The 17,938-nt window shown below is 68.8% G+C and carries 18 protein-coding genes, 1 tRNA gene and 1 pseudogene; 13 read left to right on the top strand and 7 right to left on the bottom strand.

Features of this window, described 5'->3' with window-relative positions:
* Positions 1 to 66 precede the first annotated feature (66 nt).
* The gene (locus DDF62_RS07565; RefSeq protein ID WP_116488560.1) at positions 67 to 3,378 is read left to right on the top strand and encodes an error-prone DNA polymerase; all 3,312 of its coding nucleotides are present in this window, start codon (positions 67 to 69) and stop codon (positions 3,376 to 3,378) included.
* A 176-nt stretch (positions 3,379 to 3,554) separates the two neighbouring features.
* On the opposite strand, the gene DDF62_RS07560 is transcribed toward DDF62_RS07565, so the two are convergent.
* The 3 genes from DDF62_RS07560 to DDF62_RS07550 form a co-directional block, all read right to left on the bottom strand.
* Positions 3,555 to 5,426, bottom strand: a complete 1,872-nt coding sequence (locus DDF62_RS07560) for a nucleoside-diphosphate sugar epimerase/dehydratase (protein ID WP_116488559.1) — start codon at positions 5,424 to 5,426, stop codon at positions 3,555 to 3,557.
* Positions 5,427 to 5,499: 73 nt separating this feature from the next.
* A complete protein-coding gene (locus DDF62_RS07555) occupies positions 5,500 to 6,714 on the bottom strand; it encodes a molybdopterin molybdotransferase MoeA (protein ID WP_279629659.1) in 1,215 nt (404 codons plus the stop codon).
* A gap of 56 nt (positions 6,715 to 6,770) precedes the next feature.
* On the bottom strand, positions 6,771 to 7,565 hold the full coding sequence (locus DDF62_RS07550; protein ID WP_116488558.1) for an AraC family transcriptional regulator: 795 nt from the start codon (positions 7,563 to 7,565) through the stop codon (positions 6,771 to 6,773).
* A gap of 91 nt (positions 7,566 to 7,656) precedes the next feature.
* Here DDF62_RS07550 and DDF62_RS07545 point away from each other — a divergent pair, with 91 nt between their 5' ends.
* Complete coding sequence (locus DDF62_RS07545; RefSeq protein ID WP_116488557.1) at positions 7,657 to 8,874, top strand: MFS transporter; 1,218 nt, start codon at positions 7,657 to 7,659, stop codon at positions 8,872 to 8,874.
* Positions 8,875 to 9,063: 189 nt separating this feature from the next.
* Here the strand turns inward: DDF62_RS07545 and DDF62_RS07540 are convergent.
* Positions 9,064 to 9,961 (bottom strand): annotated as a pseudogene (locus tag DDF62_RS07540) (ferredoxin--NADP reductase); the annotation flags it as partial.
* A gap of 328 nt (positions 9,962 to 10,289) precedes the next feature.
* Here DDF62_RS07540 and DDF62_RS07535 point away from each other — a divergent pair.
* Positions 10,290 to 10,580: a hypothetical protein gene (locus tag DDF62_RS07535; RefSeq protein WP_240633813.1), complete on the top strand. Its 291-nt coding sequence runs from the start codon at positions 10,290 to 10,292 to the stop codon at positions 10,578 to 10,580.
* A gap of 49 nt (positions 10,581 to 10,629) precedes the next feature.
* Here DDF62_RS07535 and DDF62_RS25555 read toward each other — a convergent pair whose 3' ends face one another.
* The gene (locus DDF62_RS25555; protein ID WP_165799384.1) at positions 10,630 to 10,803 is read right to left on the bottom strand and encodes a hypothetical protein; all 174 of its coding nucleotides are present in this window, start codon (positions 10,801 to 10,803) and stop codon (positions 10,630 to 10,632) included.
* A gap of 244 nt (positions 10,804 to 11,047) precedes the next feature.
* Between DDF62_RS25555 and DDF62_RS07530 the strand changes: the two genes are divergently transcribed.
* The 3 genes from DDF62_RS07530 to nusG all read left to right on the top strand — a co-directional run bounded on the left by DDF62_RS07530 (position 11,048) and on the right by nusG (position 12,070).
* Positions 11,048 to 11,123 (top strand) — tRNA-Trp (locus tag DDF62_RS07530).
* Positions 11,124 to 11,186: 63 nt separating this feature from the next.
* A complete protein-coding gene (gene secE / locus DDF62_RS07525) occupies positions 11,187 to 11,498 on the top strand; it encodes a preprotein translocase subunit SecE (protein ID WP_101719570.1) in 312 nt (103 codons plus the stop codon).
* A gap of 14 nt (positions 11,499 to 11,512) precedes the next feature.
* Entirely contained in the window at positions 11,513 to 12,070 is a 558-nt protein-coding gene (gene nusG / locus DDF62_RS07520; RefSeq protein WP_058346465.1) for a transcription termination/antitermination protein NusG, read from the top strand.
* A gap of 67 nt (positions 12,071 to 12,137) precedes the next feature.
* Here nusG and DDF62_RS07515 read toward each other — a convergent pair whose 3' ends face one another.
* Entirely contained in the window at positions 12,138 to 12,692 is a 555-nt protein-coding gene (locus DDF62_RS07515) for a hypothetical protein (RefSeq protein WP_116488555.1), read from the bottom strand.
* Between the two features lie 251 nt (positions 12,693 to 12,943).
* Here DDF62_RS07515 and rplK point away from each other — a divergent pair, with 251 nt between their 5' ends.
* The 5 genes from rplK to DDF62_RS07490 all read left to right on the top strand — a co-directional run bounded on the left by rplK (position 12,944) and on the right by DDF62_RS07490 (position 16,051).
* Positions 12,944 to 13,375 (top strand): 50S ribosomal protein L11, encoded by a 432-nt coding sequence (rplK, locus tag DDF62_RS07510; RefSeq protein WP_058346464.1) that lies wholly within the window; start codon positions 12,944 to 12,946, stop codon positions 13,373 to 13,375.
* 4 nt (positions 13,376 to 13,379) lie between these two features.
* Positions 13,380 to 14,069, top strand: coding sequence for a 50S ribosomal protein L1 (rplA, locus tag DDF62_RS07505; RefSeq protein WP_101719572.1), 690 nt, complete (start codon positions 13,380 to 13,382; stop codon positions 14,067 to 14,069).
* Positions 14,070 to 14,196: 127 nt separating this feature from the next.
* Positions 14,197 to 14,436 (top strand): type II toxin-antitoxin system VapB family antitoxin, encoded by a 240-nt coding sequence (locus DDF62_RS07500; protein WP_116488554.1) that lies wholly within the window; start codon positions 14,197 to 14,199, stop codon positions 14,434 to 14,436.
* Complete coding sequence (locus DDF62_RS07495; protein ID WP_116488553.1) at positions 14,436 to 14,831, top strand: type II toxin-antitoxin system VapC family toxin; 396 nt, start codon at positions 14,436 to 14,438, stop codon at positions 14,829 to 14,831. Before DDF62_RS07500 ends, DDF62_RS07495 begins: the two co-directional genes overlap by 1 nt.
* Positions 14,828 to 16,051 (top strand): TIGR03862 family flavoprotein, encoded by a 1,224-nt coding sequence (locus DDF62_RS07490; RefSeq protein WP_116488552.1) that lies wholly within the window; start codon positions 14,828 to 14,830, stop codon positions 16,049 to 16,051. Before DDF62_RS07495 ends, DDF62_RS07490 begins: the two co-directional genes overlap by 4 nt.
* Before the next feature lie 6 nt (positions 16,052 to 16,057).
* Here the strand turns inward: DDF62_RS07490 and DDF62_RS07485 are convergent, their stop codons facing one another.
* On the bottom strand, positions 16,058 to 16,435 hold the full coding sequence (locus DDF62_RS07485; RefSeq protein WP_116488551.1) for a VOC family protein: 378 nt from the start codon (positions 16,433 to 16,435) through the stop codon (positions 16,058 to 16,060).
* Between the two features lie 376 nt (positions 16,436 to 16,811).
* Between DDF62_RS07485 and rplJ the strand changes: the two genes are divergently transcribed.
* Together rplJ and rplL are read left to right on the top strand one after the other, a co-directional pair.
* Entirely contained in the window at positions 16,812 to 17,330 is a 519-nt protein-coding gene (gene rplJ, locus DDF62_RS07480) for a 50S ribosomal protein L10 (protein ID WP_101719577.1), read from the top strand.
* A 46-nt stretch (positions 17,331 to 17,376) separates the two neighbouring features.
* Complete coding sequence (rplL, locus tag DDF62_RS07475) at positions 17,377 to 17,757, top strand: 50S ribosomal protein L7/L12 (RefSeq protein WP_058346458.1); 381 nt, start codon at positions 17,377 to 17,379, stop codon at positions 17,755 to 17,757.
* Positions 17,758 to 17,938: the final 181 nt, after the last annotated feature.

The raw sequence follows: 17,938 nt of genomic DNA, 5'->3' as shown, positions 1-17,938 counted from the left end.
GACGCTCGTCAGCTCCTCCCCCCTCCGTCCGCTTCGAGGACACCTCCCCCACAGGGGGAGGATCCCATGACCGCCTACGCCGAACTCCAGGCCGCCACCAACTTCTCGTTCCTGCGCGGCGCTTCCCGCGCCGAGGAGCTGATGCTGACCGCCGAGGCCCTGGGCCTTTCCGCCGTGGGCGTGGTCGACCGCAACAGCCTGGCGGGGGTGGTGCGCGCCTGGACGGCCGCGAAGAAACTCAAGGTCCGGGCCCTGGCCGGCTGTCGTCTCGACTTCGCCGACGGCACGCCGAGCCTGCTCTGCTATCCGTCCGACCGCGAGGCCTTCGCGCGGCTGACCCGGCTTTTGACGGTGGGCCAGCGGCGGGCGGGCAAGGGCGAGTGCGTCCTGTCATGGGCCGACTTCGCCCAGCACGCCGAGGGGCAGCTGGTGCTGGTCGTCCCGCCCGAGAAACTGGACGCCGCCTTCGAAGCCGACCTTCACCGCATCGCCGCCGCCCTGAAGGGCCGGGTGTGGCTGGCCGCGTCCCGGGCCTATGCCGCCCAGGACCTCAAGCGCCTCTCGCGGCTGGACGCCCTTGGCGAGGCGGCCGGCGCGCCGATGGTCGCCACCAACGACGTGCTCTATCACGGCCCCGAGCGGCGGCCTTTGCAGGACGTCATCACCTGCGTTCGCGAGCACTGCACGATCCAGGAAGCGGGGTTCCGGCTCGAGGCCAACGCCGAGCGCCATATCAAGGCCCCGGCCGAGATGGCGCGCCTCTTCGAGCGCTGGCCAAGGGCGATCGCGCGCACCACCGAGATCGTCCAGCGCATCGGCTTCGACCTCAAGGACCTCGAGGAAGAGTATCCCGACGAGCCGGTGCCGCCGGGCAAGACCTCGATGCAGCACCTGACCGACCTGACCTGGCAGGGCGCGGCCTGGCGCTATCCGGACGGGGTTCCGCCCAAGGTCGAGGCCCAGCTGAAGGAAGAGCTGCGGCTGATCGCCAAGATGGACTACCCCAACTACTTCATCACGGTGCACGACATCGTCGGCTGGGCGCGGGGGCAGGGGATCCTGTGCCAGGGGCGGGGGTCTGCGGCCAATTCCTCGGTCTGCTACTGCCTGGGGGTGACGGCGATCGATCCCACCAAGCACCGGCTGCTGTTCACCCGCTTCATCTCCGAAAACCGCGGCGAGCCGCCCGACATCGACGTCGACTTCGAGCACGAGCGGCGCGAGGAGGTGATGCAGTACGTCTACCAGCGCTATGGCCGGGAATATGCGGCCATCTGCGGCACGGTGATCCACTACCGCCCGCGCAGCGCCATCCGCGACGTCGGCAAGGCCCTGGGCCTGACCGAGGACGTCACCAGCCTGCTGGCCGGCACGGTCTGGGGCAGCTGGGGCGACGGCCTGCCCGAGGAGCACCTGAAGAACGCAGGACTTGATCCCAAGGCGCCGGAGATCGCCCGCGCCGTGGCCCTGGCCACCGAGCTGATGGGCTTTCCCCGCCACCTGTCGCAGCACGTGGGCGGCTTCGTGCTGACCAAGCGGCGGCTGGACGAGACCGTGCCGATCGGCAATGCGGCGATGAAGGACCGCACCTTCATCGAGTGGGACAAGGACGACATCGACAGCCTGGGCCTGATGAAGGTCGACGTTCTGGCCCTGGGCATGCTGACGGCGATCCAGCGGGCCTTCGGCATGCTGCGCGCCGATCATGGGGAGAACGTCGTCGACCTGGCCGACGTGCCGGCCGAGGTGGCGGGCGTCTACGACATGCTGTGCGTGGCCGACAGCATCGGGGTGTTCCAGGTCGAGAGCCGGGCGCAGATGTCGATGCTGCCGCGCCTGCGGCCGCGCCGGTTCTACGACCTGGTCATCGAGGTGGCGATCGTGCGGCCAGGGCCGATCCAGGGCGACATGGTGCATCCGTATCTCAAGCGCCGGAACGGAATCGAGCCGGTGCACATGCCCGCGCCCTCGCCGGAGCAAGGTCCTGAGGACGAACTGGAGCAGATCCTCGGCAACACCTACGGCGTGCCGCTGTTCCAGGAGCAGGCCATGAGTCTCGCCATCGAGGCGGCCAAGTTCACGCCCGACGAAGCCGACGGCCTGCGCAAGGCCATGGCCACCTTCCGCAACCTGGGCACGCCGGCCGAGTACCGGGTGAAGTTCGTCGAGGGCATGGTCCGGCGCGGCTACCAGCGCGACTTCGCCGAGCGCTGCTTCAAGCAGATCGAGGGCTTTGGCCACTACGGCTTTCCGGAAAGCCACGCGGCCAGCTTCGCCAAGCTGGTCTATGTCTCGGCCTGGATCAAATGGGCTTGGCCGGACGTGTTCTGCGCGGCCCTGATCAACTCCCAGCCGATGGGTTTCTACCAACCTTCGCAGCTGGTGCGCGACGCCCGCGAACACGGGGTCGAGGTGCGGCCGCCGGACGTGATGGCGAGTGACTGGGATTGCACGCTGGAGGCTTCCTGCTCCTCCCTCGCGTCAGCGGGGGAGGGGGACCACGAAGTGGTGGAGGGGGCGAGACCGGGCGCTGAGCTCCGTCCCTCGCCCCCTCCGTCACGACGCGACCCCCACAAGATCTCCTGCGAAAAGACCCGCCCCCGCTGGAAGGCGCTGCGGCTGGGCCTGCGCCAGATCAAGGGCCTCAAGGAAGTCGACGTCAAAGCCCTTGTGAAGGCCCGCGACGAGGGCGCCCGCACGCCGGCGGAGTTCGCGCAGGGCGGCGTGCCGCAGCGGGCGCTGGAACTGCTGGCCGAGGCCGACGCCTTCGCCTCGACGGGCCTGTCGCGGCGCGACGCCCTGTGGGCGGTCAAGGGGCTGAAGGGCGAGCACAGGGCGCCCGTCCAGGCCCCGCTGCTGGCGGGCCTGCCGCTGTTCGAGGACCAGGTGGCCCTGCCGGCCATGGGCAAGCCGCAGGAGGTGGCCGAGGACTACCGCACCACCAGCCTCTCCCTGAAGGCTCACCCGTGCGGCTTCTACCGGCCGATGCTGCGGGAGATGGGCGCGGTCACCGCCGACCGGCTGGCGGGGATGCGCAACGGCCAGAAGGTGTCGGTCGGCGGCCTCGTCCTGATCCGCCAGCGGCCGGGCACGGCCAAGGGCGTGGTGTTCGTCACCCTGGAGGACGAGACGGGCGTGGCCAACGCGGTCGTCTGGAAGGACCGCTTCGAGGCAGACCGCAACGTGGTGATGACCGCCTCGTTCCTGGTGGTGCATGGCCGGGTGCAGGCGGCCGAGGGCGTGATCCACATCGTCGCCGAGAGCTTCACCGACCTGTCGGCGGAGCTGTCGACCCTGCGCGACGAACCCGACGCCCCGGCGCCGCGCGTGCGCCAGAAGGTCTCGGGCCGGCTGCTGCGAAGCCGGGATTTTCACTAGAGCAGGGGAAAAAGGGGCTTGTTCTTCTTTCCGTAAAATCCCCGCGAAGGCGGGGACCCAGGCTTTTTCTGAAACGCGTGGCGCCCGACGATAAAACACCTGGGTCCCCGCCTTCGCGGGGATTTTACGGATTGAGGATCTGCCTCGTCTGGCTCGCGCCAGGAGGGGAGAAGGATTTAGGCCTTCGCCGTCTCCACCTTCGTGGCCCTTAGCCGCTCGACCAGGGCGAACAGTTGCGCGCGCACGCCGAACTCGTCGCCGGCGATGGCGGCGGTTTCCAGGCTGGCCAGGGTCGCATCGTCGATGCGGGGCGTCGGCGCCACCGGGGTGGCCTCGACCACGCCGGCCGACTTGGGCGCGGCGGTCTCGTTGACGTCGACCAGCGCCTCGGTGAGCTTCTCGCCCGGACGCAGGCCGGTGATGCGGATTTCGATGTCCTTGCCGGGGACGAGGCCTTGCAGCTCGATCATCCGGCGGGCCAGGTCGATGATCTTCACCGGCTCGCCCATCTCCAGTGTCAGCACGCCGGCGGGCGGTTCGGCGTCAGCGGCCGACTGGGCCACGGCCCGCAGCACCAGCGACACCGCCTCGGGGATGGTCATGAAGTAGCGCTCGACATTGGCGTCGGTCAGGGTGACCGGGCCGCCGCGGGCGATCTGGTGGCGGAACACCGGCACCACCGACCCGGCCGAGCCCAGCACATTGCCGAAGCGAACGACGCCGACCCGCATCTGGCCGCCGCCGCCGAACTGGCGGGCCAAGGCCTCGGCCACGCGCTTGGTGGCGCCCATGACGCTGGACGGGGCCACGGCCTTGTCGGTCGAGATCAGGGCGAAGTGCGCGGCGCCGGCGGCCTTGGCGGCCATGGCGACGTTGCGGGTGCCCAGCACGTTGGTGCGCACGCCCTCGCAAGGGTGGTTCTCGACCATCGGCACGTGTTTGAGGGCGGCGGCGTGGAAGACGATGTCGGGCTGTTCGGCGGCCAGTAGGCGGGACACGCGATCCGCATCGCGCACGTCGCACAGGGCCTCGCGGCGCGGCAGGGCGGGCCAGGCCTCGGCGATCTCGCGGTCGATCAGGAAGAGGTTGGCCTCGGAGGCGTCGACCATCGTCAGGTGGGCCGCCCCGCTGGCGGCGATCTGCCGGCACAGCTCCGAGCCGATGCTGCCGCCGGCGCCGGTGACCAGCACGCGGCGGCCGCTGACCAGGGCGCGGACGGGCGCGGGGTCGAGGCGCACGGGCGCGCGGCTGAGCAGCTCCTCGAGGCTGATCTCGCGCAGGGCCGCGGCGGTGGGGCCTTCGCCCATCTCGACGACGCCCTGGCGGCGCAGCAGGCGCACGCCCTCGCTCTTCAGCCGGCCCAGGCGCTCGGCGCCGAAGGCGCCCAGCGGGGCCTCGGCCAGGAACAGCACGGCGGCCGGCGACAGGCCGCCGTCGCTGAGCTGGCGCATGACGGCGTCGAAGCGGTCGATGGCGCCCAGCACGCAGACGCCGCGGATCTCGTCGCCGGTCTCGCGGGCCTCGGGGGTGAGCAGGCCGACCACGGCGTAGCGCTCGGCCAGGGCCGGGTCGCGCAGGAAGGCCTCGGCCTCGGCCGCCGTGCCGATGATCAGCAGGCGCGGCAGGGCCGGGTGGGCGGGGGCGGGGCGCAGGCGCAGCAGGGCCTCGGCCAGCACGCCCTCGTGCAGGGCGCGGCGGCCGACGCGCAGGGCGGCCAGCAGGCCGATCTGCACGACCAGGGCCGCCAGGATGGTGCGCAGGCCGCCGTCGAGGTCGGGCAGGACCAGGAACGCCAGCAGCGAGAAGGTCAGGGCCGTCAGCGCCGCCGAGCGGGCGATGCGCAGGTAGTCGGCGGCGGCCACGAACCGCCAGGGCGCGCGCTCCAGCCGAAACAGCAGTTCCACCAGAAAGGCCGACAGGGCGTAGAGGCCGGCATGGGCCAGCAGGCCCGGCCGGTCGGTGTCCAGGCCGACGGCCAGGACCTGTCCGACCAGCAGGGCCAGGAAGGCCAGGAACACATGCGCTGCGATCTTGCCGGCGCGACCCATGGACACTCGAACTCCGTTCAACTTTCGCGGCTTAGCATGCCGCTCGCTCGTCGTCGCCGATTCAGGGGGCGTTTCAGGCGCGGGCCAGCGGCAGGGTGGTCACCAGGTCGCCGGCGGCGGCGGGCGGGGCGCCGGCGGGACGCATGACCAGGGCGTCGGCCCGGGCGAACACGCCGACCAGCGAGGAATCCTGGTCGGGGAAGGGTGCGACCGTCACCCGACCCTCGGCGTCGATGGCGCGGGCGGCGCGCATCCAGTGCTCGCGCGGGCCGGCGGCGGGCAGCGCAGCGGCCAGGCGCGCGACGCCGAAGGGCAGGGCCGGATCGGCGCCGGACAGGGCCGCCAGCAGGGGGCGCAGGAAGAGCTCGGCGCAGACCAGGGCCGAGGCCGGATTGCCCGGCAGTCCCAGCACCCGGCGGCCGTCGTCGAGATGGCCGAACCAGGTCGGCTTGCCCGGCCGCACGGCGATGGTCTGCACGCGCAGGGAAAGGCCCAGTCGGCTCATGGCCGGCTTGACCAGGTCGTAGTCGCCGACCGAGGCGCCGCCGATGGTCACCACCAGGTCGACGGCCGCGTCGGCGACGGCGGCGGCGATGGCCTCGACGGAGTCGGCGGCGGGGGCGAGCTTGATCGCCTGTCCGCCCCAGGCCTCGATCAGGGCCGCCAGGCTGAACGAGCCGGACTCGAAGATCTGGTCTGGCGCCGGCGCGCCGCCGGGGGGAACCAGTTCGTCGCCCGTGGCCAGGATCGCCACCCTGGGGCGGCGCGCGACGGGCAGCTCGGCCAGGCCGGCGGCGGCGGCCAGCGACAGTCGCCAGGGATCGATGCGCACGCCGGCTTCCAGCAGCCGGTCGCCGGCGCGGAAGTCGCCACCCGCCGGGCGGATGTTGGCCTTGGGGCTTTCACCGGCCGCGAAGGCCACCTGGTCGCGCTCGCGCGTCGCCTCTTCCTGGATGACGACGAGGTCGGCGCCGGCGGGAACTGGGGCGCCGGTGAAGATCCGCACGGCCTGCCCCGCCTGCACGGCGTTCGGATAGGCCCGTCCGGCGGCGCTTTCGCCGACGATCGCGAAGGCTGCGACCACGCCATAGTCGGCCCGGCGGATCGCCCAGCCGTCCATGGCCGAGGCGTCGAAGGGCGGCTGGCAGCGATCGGCGACGATGTCCTGCGCCAGCACGCGGCCGACGGCCAGGGGCAGGGCGACGGTCTCGACGCCCAGGCGGGCGGCGCCGTCCAGCATCCGGCCCCGGGCTTCCTCGACGGTCAGGTTCTTCAGGGCTTGGCTCACGGATCGATGGTCTCTGTCTGGGCGCGGGCCATGGCTGTGGCAGGAGCGGGCGCGGGTCAATCGAAACCTGCGCCGGCCCCGCCCGGCTTGTACCGGTTTGGCGGAATGCCCAGCAGGCGCTTGAACATGGTCGAGAAGGCCGCCGGGCTGTCGTAGCCGAGATCCAGCGCGATGGTGGTCACCGGCTCGCCGGCCGCCAGCCGGGGCAGGGCGGCCAGCAAGAGGGCCTGCTGCCGCCAGGCGCCGAAGCTCATGCCGGTCTCGCGGCGGAAGGCGCGGGTGAAGGCCCGGCGGCCCAGGCCCAGCTCGCCGCACCAGTCGTCGATGGTCTCGTGCGGGGTGGGGCGCTCGAGGAAGGCGTGGCAGCGCTTGGCCAGGGCCGGGGCGGCGGGAAAGGGCACGGCCAGCGGGATCACCGGGGCGCGGGCCAGTTCGGCCAGCAGCAGGTCCATGACCAGGCCGTCGCGGCCGGCCTCGTCGTAGTCGACCGGAATGGCGCAGGCGGCGATCAGCAGGTGGCGCACCAGCGGCGAGACTCCGATCACCCGGCCGGTGTCGCCCAGTACGGCCGAGGCCCGCTTGTCCAGCAGCACGCTGCGGGTGCTGACCGCCCCGACCATGCGCACCGAGTGGGGCGTGCCGGCCGGGGTCCAGACCGCGCGCTCTGGCGGGGCGATCCAAGCGCCGTGCGGGGTCGAGACCACGGCCACGCCCGCGGCGGCGTAGAGCAGCTGGCCGCGCCCGTGCTGGTGCCAGTCCAGCTCGAACGAGGGCGGGTACTCGTTGCCCGTGGCCACCACCGGACGGGGCGTGGCGTCGTAGTCGGCCGGATGCACCCAGGGCTTGGCCATCTGTCCCACTCTCGAAAGTGAAAGTCCCGATGCGGAATGCGGGACGCCTCCGCAGGTCCTATCGCGGTCTCACCTTCACTGGAAGAGCCTGATGACCGAGACCGCGATCCGATCCCCCGCCGCCGACCCGTCCAGCCCGCAGGCAGAGACCACGGTGTTCGGCGTGATCCTCGCGATCAGCGGCTGCCACCTGCTCAACGACATGATGCAGTCGCTGTTGCCGGCCATCTATCCGAACCTGAAGACCGACCTGCACTTAAGCTTCGGCGAGATCGGCCTGGTCACCCTAGCCTACCAGATCACCGCCTCGATCCTGCAGCCGCTGGTGGGCCTGTACGCCGACCGCCGTTCCAACCCGTGGGTGCTGCCGGGCGGGACGCTGTTCTCGCTGGCGGGCCTGGCGGTGCTGTCGGTGGCGCACGTCTATGGCCTCGTTCTGCTGGGCGCGTGCCTGCTGGGCGTCGGCTCCTCGGTCTTCCACCCCGAGTCCTCGCGAGTGGCGCGGATGGCGGCGGGCGGCCGGCCGGGCCTGGCCCAGTCGCTGTTCCAGGTGGGCGGCAACGCCGGCCAGGCGCTGGGACCGCTGGCCGCGGCCCTGGTGGTGGTGCGCTGGGGGCAGTCGAGCCTGGCCTTCTTCGCGCTGCTGGCCCTGCTGGCCGGAGCGGTGCTGTGGAACGTCGCCGTCTGGGCCCGTCACCACGGCGCGGCGCGCCTGGCCTTGGCCGGGGCCCGCAAGGTCTCGCTCGAGCTGCCCAGGGGCGCGGCCGGCAAGGGCATCGCCATCCTGCTGGTGCTGATCTTCTCGAAGTACGTCTACATGGCCAGCCTGACCAGCTACTTCACCTTCTACCTGATCGAGCGCTTCCACCTGTCGGTCGAGAACGCCCAGATGCACCTCTTCGCCTTCCTGGCGGCGGTGGCGCTGGGCACGATCGCCGGCGGGCCGGTGGGCGACCGCTTCGGCCGCAAGGCGGTGATCTGGATCTCGATCCTGGGCGTGCTGCCGTTCACGCTGCTGCTGCCCTATGCCAGCCTGTTCTGGACCGGGCCGCTGGTGGTGGTCATCGGCCTGCTGCTGGCCTCGGCCTTCCCGGCCATCGTGGTGCTGGCCCAGGAGCTGGCGCCGGGCCGGATCGGCATGATCTCGGGCCTGTTCTTCGGCTTCTCGTTCGGCATGGGCGGCTTGGGCGCGGCCGTACTGGGGGAACTGGCCGACTGGAAGGGCGTCGAGACCGTCTACAAGCTGTGCGCCGTGCTGCCGGCGCTGGGCCTGCTGGCGGCCTTCCTGCCCAACACGCGGAGGCGTTGAGGGCTTAGGCCAGACAGCAAAAAGGCCAGCCTCGCGGCTGGCCTTTTCAATTTGGCCCCGTCTCCGGGGTGTGCGCGGTGCGTGGTCCTCGTCCTTCGACAGGCTCAGGATGAGGACCAATGCGCAGGTCTGGCGTCAGAAAACCTCACCCTGAGCTTGTCGAAGGGCGAGGTTTTCGTTTCCGCCGGATCAGCCGACGAAGGCGCGCTCGATGACGAAGTCGCCCGGCTCGGCGTTGGAGCCCTCGACCAGGCCGTGGGCCTCGAGCAGGGCGGCGGTGTCCTTGATCATGGCCATCGAGCCGCACAGCATGGCGCGGTCGTGCTCGGGATCGAACTTGCCGCCTTCCAGGCCCAGGTCCTCGAACAGCTTGCCGCTGTTGATCAGGTCGGTGAAGCGGCCCTGGCGCTCGAACGCCTCGCGGGTGACGGTGGGATAGTAGACGAGCTGGGCCTTGGCCTCGTCGCCGACCAGCGGGTCCTCGTGGATCTCGCTGGTGAAGAGGTCGCGATAGGCCAGTTCCTGCACTTCGCGCACGCCGTGGGCGACGATCACCTTCTCGAAGCGGCTGTAGGCGTCGGGGTCGCGGGCGACCGACAGCCACGGGGCCAGACCGGTGCCGGTGCCGAACAGGAAGAGGCGCTTGCCCGGCTTCACGGCGTCCAGCACCAGGGTGCCGGTGGGCTTCTTGCCGAGCAGGATCTGGTCGCCGGCCTTGATCTGCTGAAGGCGCGAGGTGAGGGGACCGTCGGGCACCTTGATCGAGAAGAACTCCAGCTCCTCGGCGAACGAGGGCGAGCCGATCGAGTAGGCGCGCAGGATCGGTTTCTTCTCGCCCAGCTCCTCGCGGGCGGGCAGGCCGATCATCACGAACTCGCCCGAGCGGAAGCGGAAGCTGGCCGGACGGGTGATGGCGAAGCTGAACAGCCGGTCGGTCCAGTGCTTGACCCAGAGGACGGTCTCCAGGTGGTGCGGGGACTCCTTGGCGGGAGCAGGGGCGGCGGCGGTGGCGGTCTCGGCCGTCATGTCAGTGATTTCGATCCTGTTCGCGCCGTCCGAAGAACGGCGGCGCGCATAAGAAAAGTCGGGTGTCGCTCCGGCCCTGAAGGCGACACGCGTGTCATGTGAGAAGTTGAGAGCGGATGTCAACTTTTGCTCTCTGAACGCGCTTTGAGAAAAAATTCTACAAGCAGCTCAAAATAACGCGGTTCGCTTTTTCCGACTGTGTCAAAAATGTGATTGCCGGCCACCCAAACGGGGCGCAGACTTCCTTTTGCTTCGTTCGCGAAGCCAACGATACGGAGGAACGTATGCGGGTGAGGTTCATCATGGCCGCCGCGGCGGCCAGTCTGTTAGCGTTAGGCGTAGCGGGTTGTGAAGGCGGCGCCCAATCCAAGTCCGCCCAGGCCCAGAAAGTGACTCTGGAGGGCAAGTCGGTGACGGCGAGCGGCTGCGTGCGGCCGGTCGAGAACACCAAATGCCTCGTCGTGCGCGGCCCCAACGGCGGCTATTACGACGTTTCCAGCGCCAGCCCGGCTCCGGACCCCGCCAAGGGGGTCGGCGTCTCGCTGCGTGGTCGCGACCAGGGCAAGAACACCGAATGCGGCCGTGAGCTCACGGACGTGAAATGGTCGTACCTGAACGTCCAGTGCGCGGCGGCGACGCCGAGCGCCTCGACCGGCGCCGAAGAGAAGAAGGACGGCTAAGGCCGCCTGTCGCTTCGAACGGCTCTAAGGCTCCGGTGAAGGCTGCGCTTCAGCCCTCGCCGGAGCCGGGGTCGGTTCGCGTCTTCGGCGTGTCGACGCTGGCCTCGCCGCCGGCCGGTTCGGTGGCGGGACGCGGCGGCTTGCCGTCGACATTCGGATTCGGTCGCTGATTCTCGTGCTCAACCTCCCGATTGGAGGGGCGCTCGCCGGTATTCGCGGCCATCTTTCATCCTTTCAGCCATTCTTTCGGGCGCGGGCGGACCAAGAAACCTGTGAAAAGGCGCCGCTTGATCCGTGACTTCCGCAATAACGCGTGTCGAACGCGTCCTGATCCGCTTGCCCGGCGCAAACGACCCTGCTACACGACGCCGCTCTGGCGCTGGGAAGCGTCGGCGGCGCCGCTCGCGGCCCTCCGGCCTGGACCGTCGCCAAGGCTGCGGTCCTCTCTATCGGGACCGGAGTTCTGCAGGAGTGTAGCTCAGCTGGTAGAGCATCGGTCTCCAAAACCGAGGGCCGGGGGTTCGAGTCCCTCCACTCCTGCCACTATATGTCATCGGCCGGTCCGGCGTTCGGCCCGGCCTGTCAGATACGCGAGCCTCTGAAACCATGGCCAGGAAACCGGGATCCAGCCCGTCAGCGATCAAGAACCGCGCCGCCCGTACGGCCGCGGCGCTGGCCCCTGCCGGTCAGGCTCCGTCCGCCGCCGCCGCGGCGCCCAAGAAGCCTTTCAACCCGGTGCAGTTCTTCCGCGAAGTCCGCGCCGAGGCCCGCAAGATCACCTGGACCACCCGTAAGGAGACCTGGATCACCTCGGTGATGGTCTTCATCATGGTGATCGTCGCCTCGGTGTTCTTCTTCGGCGTCGACTGGATTTTGGGTACGCTGGCCAATCTGCTGCTGAAGTTCGCGGCCGGATAAGACATATAAAGACCATGAGCACCGAAACCGCGACCAACCCGAACCACAAGTGGTACATCGTCCACGCCTACTCGAACTTCGAGAAGAAGGTGGCCGAGAGCATCCGTGAGCAAGCCAAGGCCCAGGGCCTGGAAGACAGCTTCTCCGAGATCCTGGTGCCCACCGAGGACGTCGTCGAGATCCGCCGTGGCCGCAAGGTCAACGCCGAGCGCAAGTTCTTCCCGGGCTACGTCCTGGTGAAGATGAACCTCTCGGACGAGGCCTACCACCTGATCAAGAACACCCCGAAGGTGACGGGCTTCCTGGGCAGCGGCTCCAAGCCGACCCCGGTCTCCGAAAAGGAAGTCCAGCGCATCGTCGGCGCGATCGAAGAGGGCGTCGAGAAGCCCAAGACCGTCGTGCTGTACGAAGTCGGCGAGAACGTCCGCGTCATCGACGGTCCGTTCGCCAGCTTCAACGGTTCGGTCGAGCAGGTCGACGAGGAAAAGGCCCGCCTGCGGGTCACCGTCTCGATCTTCGGCCGCGCCACCCCGGTCGAACTGGAATACAGTCAGGTCGAGAAGATCGCCTAAGCGATCCCTCCATCGAGCTTTCGAAAACCCCGCGCCGGCGACGGCGCGGGGTTTTTGCTTTTCGGCCTCAGGCGGGCTCGCCCTCGATGACCACCTGGGCCCGGGGAATGCGCCGGCTGTTCTGGCTGGGGAAGTCGGTCTTCAGGAAGGCCTTCATGTCGTCGATCAGGGCGATCACCCGGCGGCGGCTGCCGACGTAGGAGATCGGCTCGGCGGCGTTCGGCAGGCTGGTGCACAGGTTGATGCAGCCGATCGACGACAGGAAGCTGTTCACGCCCGGATGAATGAGAATCTCGGCCCGCGCGCCGGTGTTCTTCAGCTCGATGCCGGGCTTGGGCCGGGCGCTGGTGCTGAGATTGTCGACATAGCCGATGGTGTCGTACTTCGTGCCGTCCTGGGTCCAGAGCGGATAGACGCCGGGCTCCACGCGCTTGCCGTTCTCGGCGACGCTGTTGTCGCCAGGACCGCGCGATTCCGCCGTCTGTCCCGACAGTCCGGCCACAGGCTGGCCGTCGTGATAGACCTGATAGACGCCCACGGTGCGCTTCTTTCCGTCCGACGCGCGCCTCTGCACCGTCTGCCGGACGATATGCAGTTCCCAGCCTTGCTTGCTGATCGGCATCGCGATCTCCCCCTATGGTTTTCCCGGCGGGGAGATTAACACGTCATGGTTGCGCCTCAATCCCCGGTCGTGTCGCGGGGCGGGCCTGGAAGCTTGCGCGCGGGCCGCTCTCCTGCTAAACGCCGCGACCTCGCTTCGGGACCTGGTCCCGAGGCGTGTTCGCCGTTATGGCGAACCCAAATCCGTGGAAGGGCCGCCAAGCCCGCACCACGGCTCACCAGCGAGGGCTCCGGCCCTCACGAGAGGATAGTATGGCTAAGAAGATCCTGGGCTACATCAAGCTCCAGGTGAAGGCTGGCTCGGCCACGCCTTCGCCCCCCATCGGCCCGGCTCTGGGTCAGCGCGGCGTCAACATCATGGGCTTCTGTAAGGAGTTCAACGCGCGCACCGAGAACGTCGAAAAGGGCACCCCCCTGCCGACCGTGATCACGGTCTACCAGGACAAGTCGTTCACCTTCATCACCAAGACGCCCCCGGCGACCCACTACCTGAAGCAGATCACCGGCCTGAAGTCCGGCGCGAAGCTGACCGGTCGTGAGACCGTCGGCGAAGTGACGCGCACCCAGCTGCGCGAGATCGCCGAAAAGAAGATGAAGGACCTGAACGCCAACGACATCGAGGCCGCCGCCAAGATCATCGAAGGCTCCGCCAAGGCCATGGGCCTGAAGATCGTGGAGGCCTAATCCAATGGCTACGCAACCCAAGCGCATCAAGGCCTGGACCGGCGATCGTGACGCCACCCACGCCGTCGCCGAAGCCATCGCTCTGGTCAAGGCCAACGCCAAGGCCAAGTTCGACGAGACCATCGAGATCTCGGTGAACCTGGGCGTCGACCCGCGTCACGCCGACCAGCAGGTCCGTGGCGTCGTTCAACTGCCGTCGGGCACGGGCCGTGACGTTCGCGTCGCCGTCTTCGCCAAGGACGCCAAGGCCGCCGAAGCCACCGCCGCCGGCGCCGAAGTCGTCGGCGCCGAGGACCTGGTCGAAAAGATCCAGAACGGCTTCATGGACTTCGACCGCGTCATCGCCTCGCCGGACATGATGGCCCTGGTCGGTCGTCTCGGTAAGGTGCTGGGCCCGCGCGGCCTGATGCCGAACCCGAAGGTCGGCACCGTGACCCCGAACGTCGCTCAAGCCGTCAAGGACGCCAAGAGCGGCGCCGTCGAGTTCCGCGTCGAAAAGGCCGGTATCGTTCACGCCGGCATCGGCAAGGCCTCGTTCACCGAGGAAGCCCTGCTGATCAACGTCAAGGCTCTGATCGACGCCCTGAACAAGGCCAAGCCGTCGGGCGCCAAGGGCGTCTACGTCAAGAAGATCGGCCTGTCGTCGACGATGGGTCCGGGCTTCAAGGTCGACGTGGCCTCGATCAACGCCTAATCGGCTGATCGAAGCACACTGACTTCGCGGGCGGGCGCTGGAGCGATCCAGCGCCCGTCTTGCGTTTTGGGCCCTCGTTGTAGGTCCGGCTAGCCGATGTTATCTTTCGTCTAGACGGAGAGACGTCATGGCCTTCCACATCCGCGATCCCGAGACCGACGCCCTGGTCCGCCAGCTGGCCGAGAAGACGCGGCTCGGCATCACCGAGACGGTGAAGCTGGCCGCCGCCGAAGCCCTGGCCGTGCGCGAGAAGGCGAGGGAGGAGAAGCTGGCGAATATGCGGGCGATCAGTGATCGGATCGCTGCGTTGCCCAGCACGGGCCTCAAGGCCGACAAGGCGTTCTTTGACGAACTTTCTGGCGATTGATGTTCGTCGATGCCTCAGCGTTTTGCGCGATCCTTCTTGGCGAACCTGAAAAGCAGGTGTTCGAGCTCCGTCTGACGGCCGCGTCCGGCGCCGTCACCTCCGCTGTCGCAATTTGGGAAACCGTCCGAAGCCTGGTTCGCGCCAAGGGCCTGGATGTCGCCGACGCTGAGCTGGAAGTGCTGTCCTATGTCGGCGCCGCCGAAATCTCGGTCGTGGAGATAGGTTCACGTGAGGGGAGCTTGGCGCTCGACGCATTCGCTCGCTTCGGTAAGGGCGTCCATCCGGCCAAGCTCAATATGGGTGATTGCTTCGCATACGCCTGCGCCAAGGCGCATGGCGTCCCGCTGCTCTACAAGGGCGGCGACTTTGCTCTGACGGATATCGAGGCCGCGTGACTTCTGACGCTTCCAGGATCATCGACGTCGCCGTGGTCGGCGGCGGGCCCGCCGGGCTGATCGCCGCCCAGCGCCTGGCGCAGACCGGGCGCTCGGTCGTGGTGTTCGAGAAGATGCCGACCTTCGGCCGCAAGTTCCTGATGGCTGGACGCGGCGGGCTGAACCTCACCCATTCGGAAGACTTCGAGCGCTTCGTGGCCCGCTACGGCGAGCGCGCCGCGAGGCTGCGGCCGATGCTCGAGGCGTTCACCCCGGCCGATCTCGTCGCCTGGGCCAGGGATCTGGGCCAGGAGACCTATGTCGGCGCCAGCGGCCGGGTGTTTCCCAAGGCCATGAAGGCCTCGCCGTTGCTGCGGGCCTGGCTGGCGCGGCTGGAGGGGCTGGGTGTTTCGCTGCGCACGCGCTGCGCCTGGGCGGGCTGGGGCGCCGACGGCGCGCTGCTGGTCGATGGTCCAGGCGGCCGCGAGGCCTGGCGCCCGCGCGTTACGATCCTGGCGCTGGGCGGGGCCAGCTGGCCCAAGCTCGGTTCCGACGCGGCCTGGACCGGCGTGCTGGAAGGGCAGGGCGCGCGGGTCGCGCCGTTCGCGCCGGCCAACTGCGGCTTCGAGGTTTCCTGGAGCGCGATCTTCCGCGACCGCTTCGCCGGCGAGCCGCTGAAGAACGTCCGCCTGGCCTGCGACGGTCGCCAGGCGCGGGGCGACGCCATGGTCGCCGGCTACGGCCTCGAGGGCGGGGCGATCTACGCCCTGGGCCCGGCCCCGCGCGAGGCGATCGCCCGTGATGGCTATGCGACGCTGACCATCGACCTGCGACCCGACCTGCCGGCCGAGACTCTGGAGCGCCGCCTGTCGGGCGCGCGGGGCGGCCAGTCGCTGACCAATCACCTGCGCAAGGCCCTGAAGCTGTCGCCGGTCGAGGTCAACCTGCTGCGCGAGGCCCACGGCCTGGACCTGCCCAGCGAGCCCGCGGCGCTGGCGGCGGCGATCAAGGCCGCGCCGATCCGTCTGACGTCGGCTCGGCCGCTTGAGCGGGCGATCTCCGCGGCCGGCGGCGTGGTCTTCGACAGCCTGGACGGCCTGGCGCTTCGATTGCGGCCCGACGTGTTCCTGGCCGGCGAGATGCTGGATTGGGAAGCGCCCACGGGCGGCTACCTGCTTCAGGCCTGTTTCGCCACGAGCGTGGCGGCGGCGAAGGCGGCGGAGGAGCGGCTGGGGGAGTAGGGAGCCTCAGAAGCTCCCCACGTGGTGGATGTTGCCGTCCGGGTCCTTGAACCACACAAGCTTCATGTCGCCCGCCCGATGCACGCCGCCTTCCACCGTGATCCCGGGCATGTCGTAGGTCTCGAAAGCCACGCCCTTGTCGCGCAGGGCGGCGACGACGGCGTCGAAGCGCTCGCCGACCGGCCAGGTGACGGCCGTGCCCTGGTTGGTTCCGGCGAACTCGGACTCGTAGACGGTCAGGCTCACGCCGCCGGCGCGGTAGGCCTGGACGCCCATCTCGGAATCGCCCTCGGGCGGAAGGCCCAGAACGTCCTCGTAGAACCGTCTGGCGCGCGCCAGGTCCTTGACCGGGAGGGTGGGGGAGGCGTCGAACTGGGCCAGCATGGGAAGGCTCCTTCTCGGGTTTCACCGCCTTGAAGACGTTCGAGCGCGGCGCGTTCCGACACCCGGTTGCGTTCCTTGTGCAAATCCTCTATACGGCCCGCCTCTCCGCTGGACTCCGGTTCGGCGGCGAACCTGTTTGAGAACTGCGGGGCGCGGGGTCACCAGCGCCATAATCGAGGAAGAGCCCTTCCTCGCCGTCGGGAGACAGGGATAGAGACGCCAAGACCTCCTCTCTCGCGGCTTTGCCCGAGTCAGGTGCGCGGCCGACTTTCCTTGGAACAGGCTGATGCAACTCGCGCGCGGGAGCAATTCCGCATGGGACGAGCATCTGGCTGCCGGAATGGTCCGGCCGCCTGCAACTGAGTAGGAGACCGCAATGGACCGCGCTCAAAAGCAGGAATCGATCGAGTCGCTGAAAAGCGTCTTCGCCGATGCCGGCGCTGTCGTCGTGACCCACTACATGGGTCTGACCGTTGCGGAAATGACCGACCTTCGTCTTCGCCTCCGCAAGGAAGGCGCCGCGATCAAGGTTGTGAAGAACACCCTGGCCCTCAAGGCTCTGGACGGCAAGCTCGGTGAAAAGGGCGACTCGCTCTTCACCGGTCCGGTCGCCATCGCCTACGGCCCGGACGCTGTCTCGGCCGCGAAGATCGCGGTGCAGTTCGCCAAGGAAAACGACAAGCTCAAGATTGTCGGTGGCGTCCTGGACCAGACCAACGTGCTGGACGAGAACGCGGTGCGCGCTCTAGCGACCCTGCCGTCGCTGGACGAACTGCGTGGCAAGCTCATCGGCCTCATCCAGGCTCCGGCGACCAAGATCGCTGGCGTCCTGCAGGCTCCGGCCGCCCAGCTGGCTCGCGTCTTCAATGCCTACGCGACCAAAGACGCCGCGTAACGGTCATCCCCGCAAATCTATCCCAATCTCTCTAAGGAACTGACACATGTCGAAGCTCGAAAAGCTGGTCGAAGAACTGTCCACCCTGTCGGTGCTGGAAGCCGCTGAACTCTCGAAGCTGCTGGAAGAAAAGTGGGGCGTCTCGGCCGCCGCTCCGGTCGCCGTGGCCGCCGTCGGTGGCGCTGCTGCTCCGGTTGAAGCCGCTGAAGAGCAAACCGAGTTCACCGTTGTCCTGGTCGACGGCGGCGACAAGAAGATCAACGTGATCAAGGAAGTCCGCGGCGTCCGTCCGGACCTCGGCCTGAAGGAAGCCAAGGACCTGGTCGAAGGCGCTCCGCAGAACGTCGTCGAAAACGTTTCGAAGCAGCAGGCCGACGAAGTCGCCAAGAAGCTGACCGAAGCCGGCGCCAAGGTCCAAGTGAAGTAATCCGGCTCCGCGTCGTCTGACGCGGATCTGGTCTTCATGACCTTACGAGACGGGCCCGGAGGGAAACCTCCGGGCCCGTTTTCGTTTTCCCAGGTCCTCCCCCTGAAGGGGGAGGCGGCCCAGAGGGCCGGAGGGGGAAGTCCCTTCAGAGGCCGAGGCGGTTGCTGGCTCACAGGCCACA

The sequence above is a fragment of the Caulobacter radicis genome, assembly GCF_003094615.1.
In the GTDB taxonomy this organism is placed as follows: domain Bacteria; phylum Pseudomonadota; class Alphaproteobacteria; order Caulobacterales; family Caulobacteraceae; genus Caulobacter; species Caulobacter radicis.
Note: the sequence above shows the minus strand (reverse complement) of the source record. Positions and strands in the feature narration are given on the sequence as shown.

Excerpts from the sequence above, each read along its gene's own strand:
- DDF62_RS07545 (WP_116488557.1), top strand. The coding sequence starts at position 7,657 with ATGACCGAGACCGCGATCCGATCCCCCGCCGCCGACCCGTCCAGCCCG.
- rplL (WP_058346458.1), top strand. The coding sequence starts at position 17,377 with ATGTCGAAGCTCGAAAAGCTGGTCGAAGAACTGTCCACCCTGTCGGTG.
- DDF62_RS07550 (WP_116488558.1), bottom strand. The coding sequence starts at position 7,565 with ATGGCCAAGCCCTGGGTGCATCCGGCCGACTACGACGCCACGCCCCGT.
- DDF62_RS07515 (WP_116488555.1), bottom strand. The coding sequence starts at position 12,692 with ATGCCGATCAGCAAGCAAGGCTGGGAACTGCATATCGTCCGGCAGACG.
- DDF62_RS07500 (WP_116488554.1), top strand. The coding sequence starts at position 14,197 with ATGGCCTTCCACATCCGCGATCCCGAGACCGACGCCCTGGTCCGCCAG.
- DDF62_RS07495 (WP_116488553.1), top strand. The coding sequence starts at position 14,436 with ATGTTCGTCGATGCCTCAGCGTTTTGCGCGATCCTTCTTGGCGAACCT.
- DDF62_RS07565 (WP_116488560.1), top strand. The coding sequence starts at position 67 with ATGACCGCCTACGCCGAACTCCAGGCCGCCACCAACTTCTCGTTCCTG.
- rplJ (WP_101719577.1), top strand. The coding sequence starts at position 16,812 with ATGGACCGCGCTCAAAAGCAGGAATCGATCGAGTCGCTGAAAAGCGTC.
- DDF62_RS07485 (WP_116488551.1), bottom strand. The coding sequence starts at position 16,435 with ATGCTGGCCCAGTTCGACGCCTCCCCCACCCTCCCGGTCAAGGACCTG.
- rplA (WP_101719572.1), top strand. The coding sequence starts at position 13,380 with ATGGCTACGCAACCCAAGCGCATCAAGGCCTGGACCGGCGATCGTGAC.
- rplK (WP_058346464.1), top strand. The coding sequence starts at position 12,944 with ATGGCTAAGAAGATCCTGGGCTACATCAAGCTCCAGGTGAAGGCTGGC.
- DDF62_RS25555 (WP_165799384.1), bottom strand. The coding sequence starts at position 10,803 with ATGGCCGCGAATACCGGCGAGCGCCCCTCCAATCGGGAGGTTGAGCAC.
- DDF62_RS07560 (WP_116488559.1), bottom strand. The coding sequence starts at position 5,426 with ATGGGTCGCGCCGGCAAGATCGCAGCGCATGTGTTCCTGGCCTTCCTG.
- nusG (WP_058346465.1), top strand. The coding sequence starts at position 11,513 with ATGAGCACCGAAACCGCGACCAACCCGAACCACAAGTGGTACATCGTC.
- secE (WP_101719570.1), top strand. The coding sequence starts at position 11,187 with ATGGCCAGGAAACCGGGATCCAGCCCGTCAGCGATCAAGAACCGCGCC.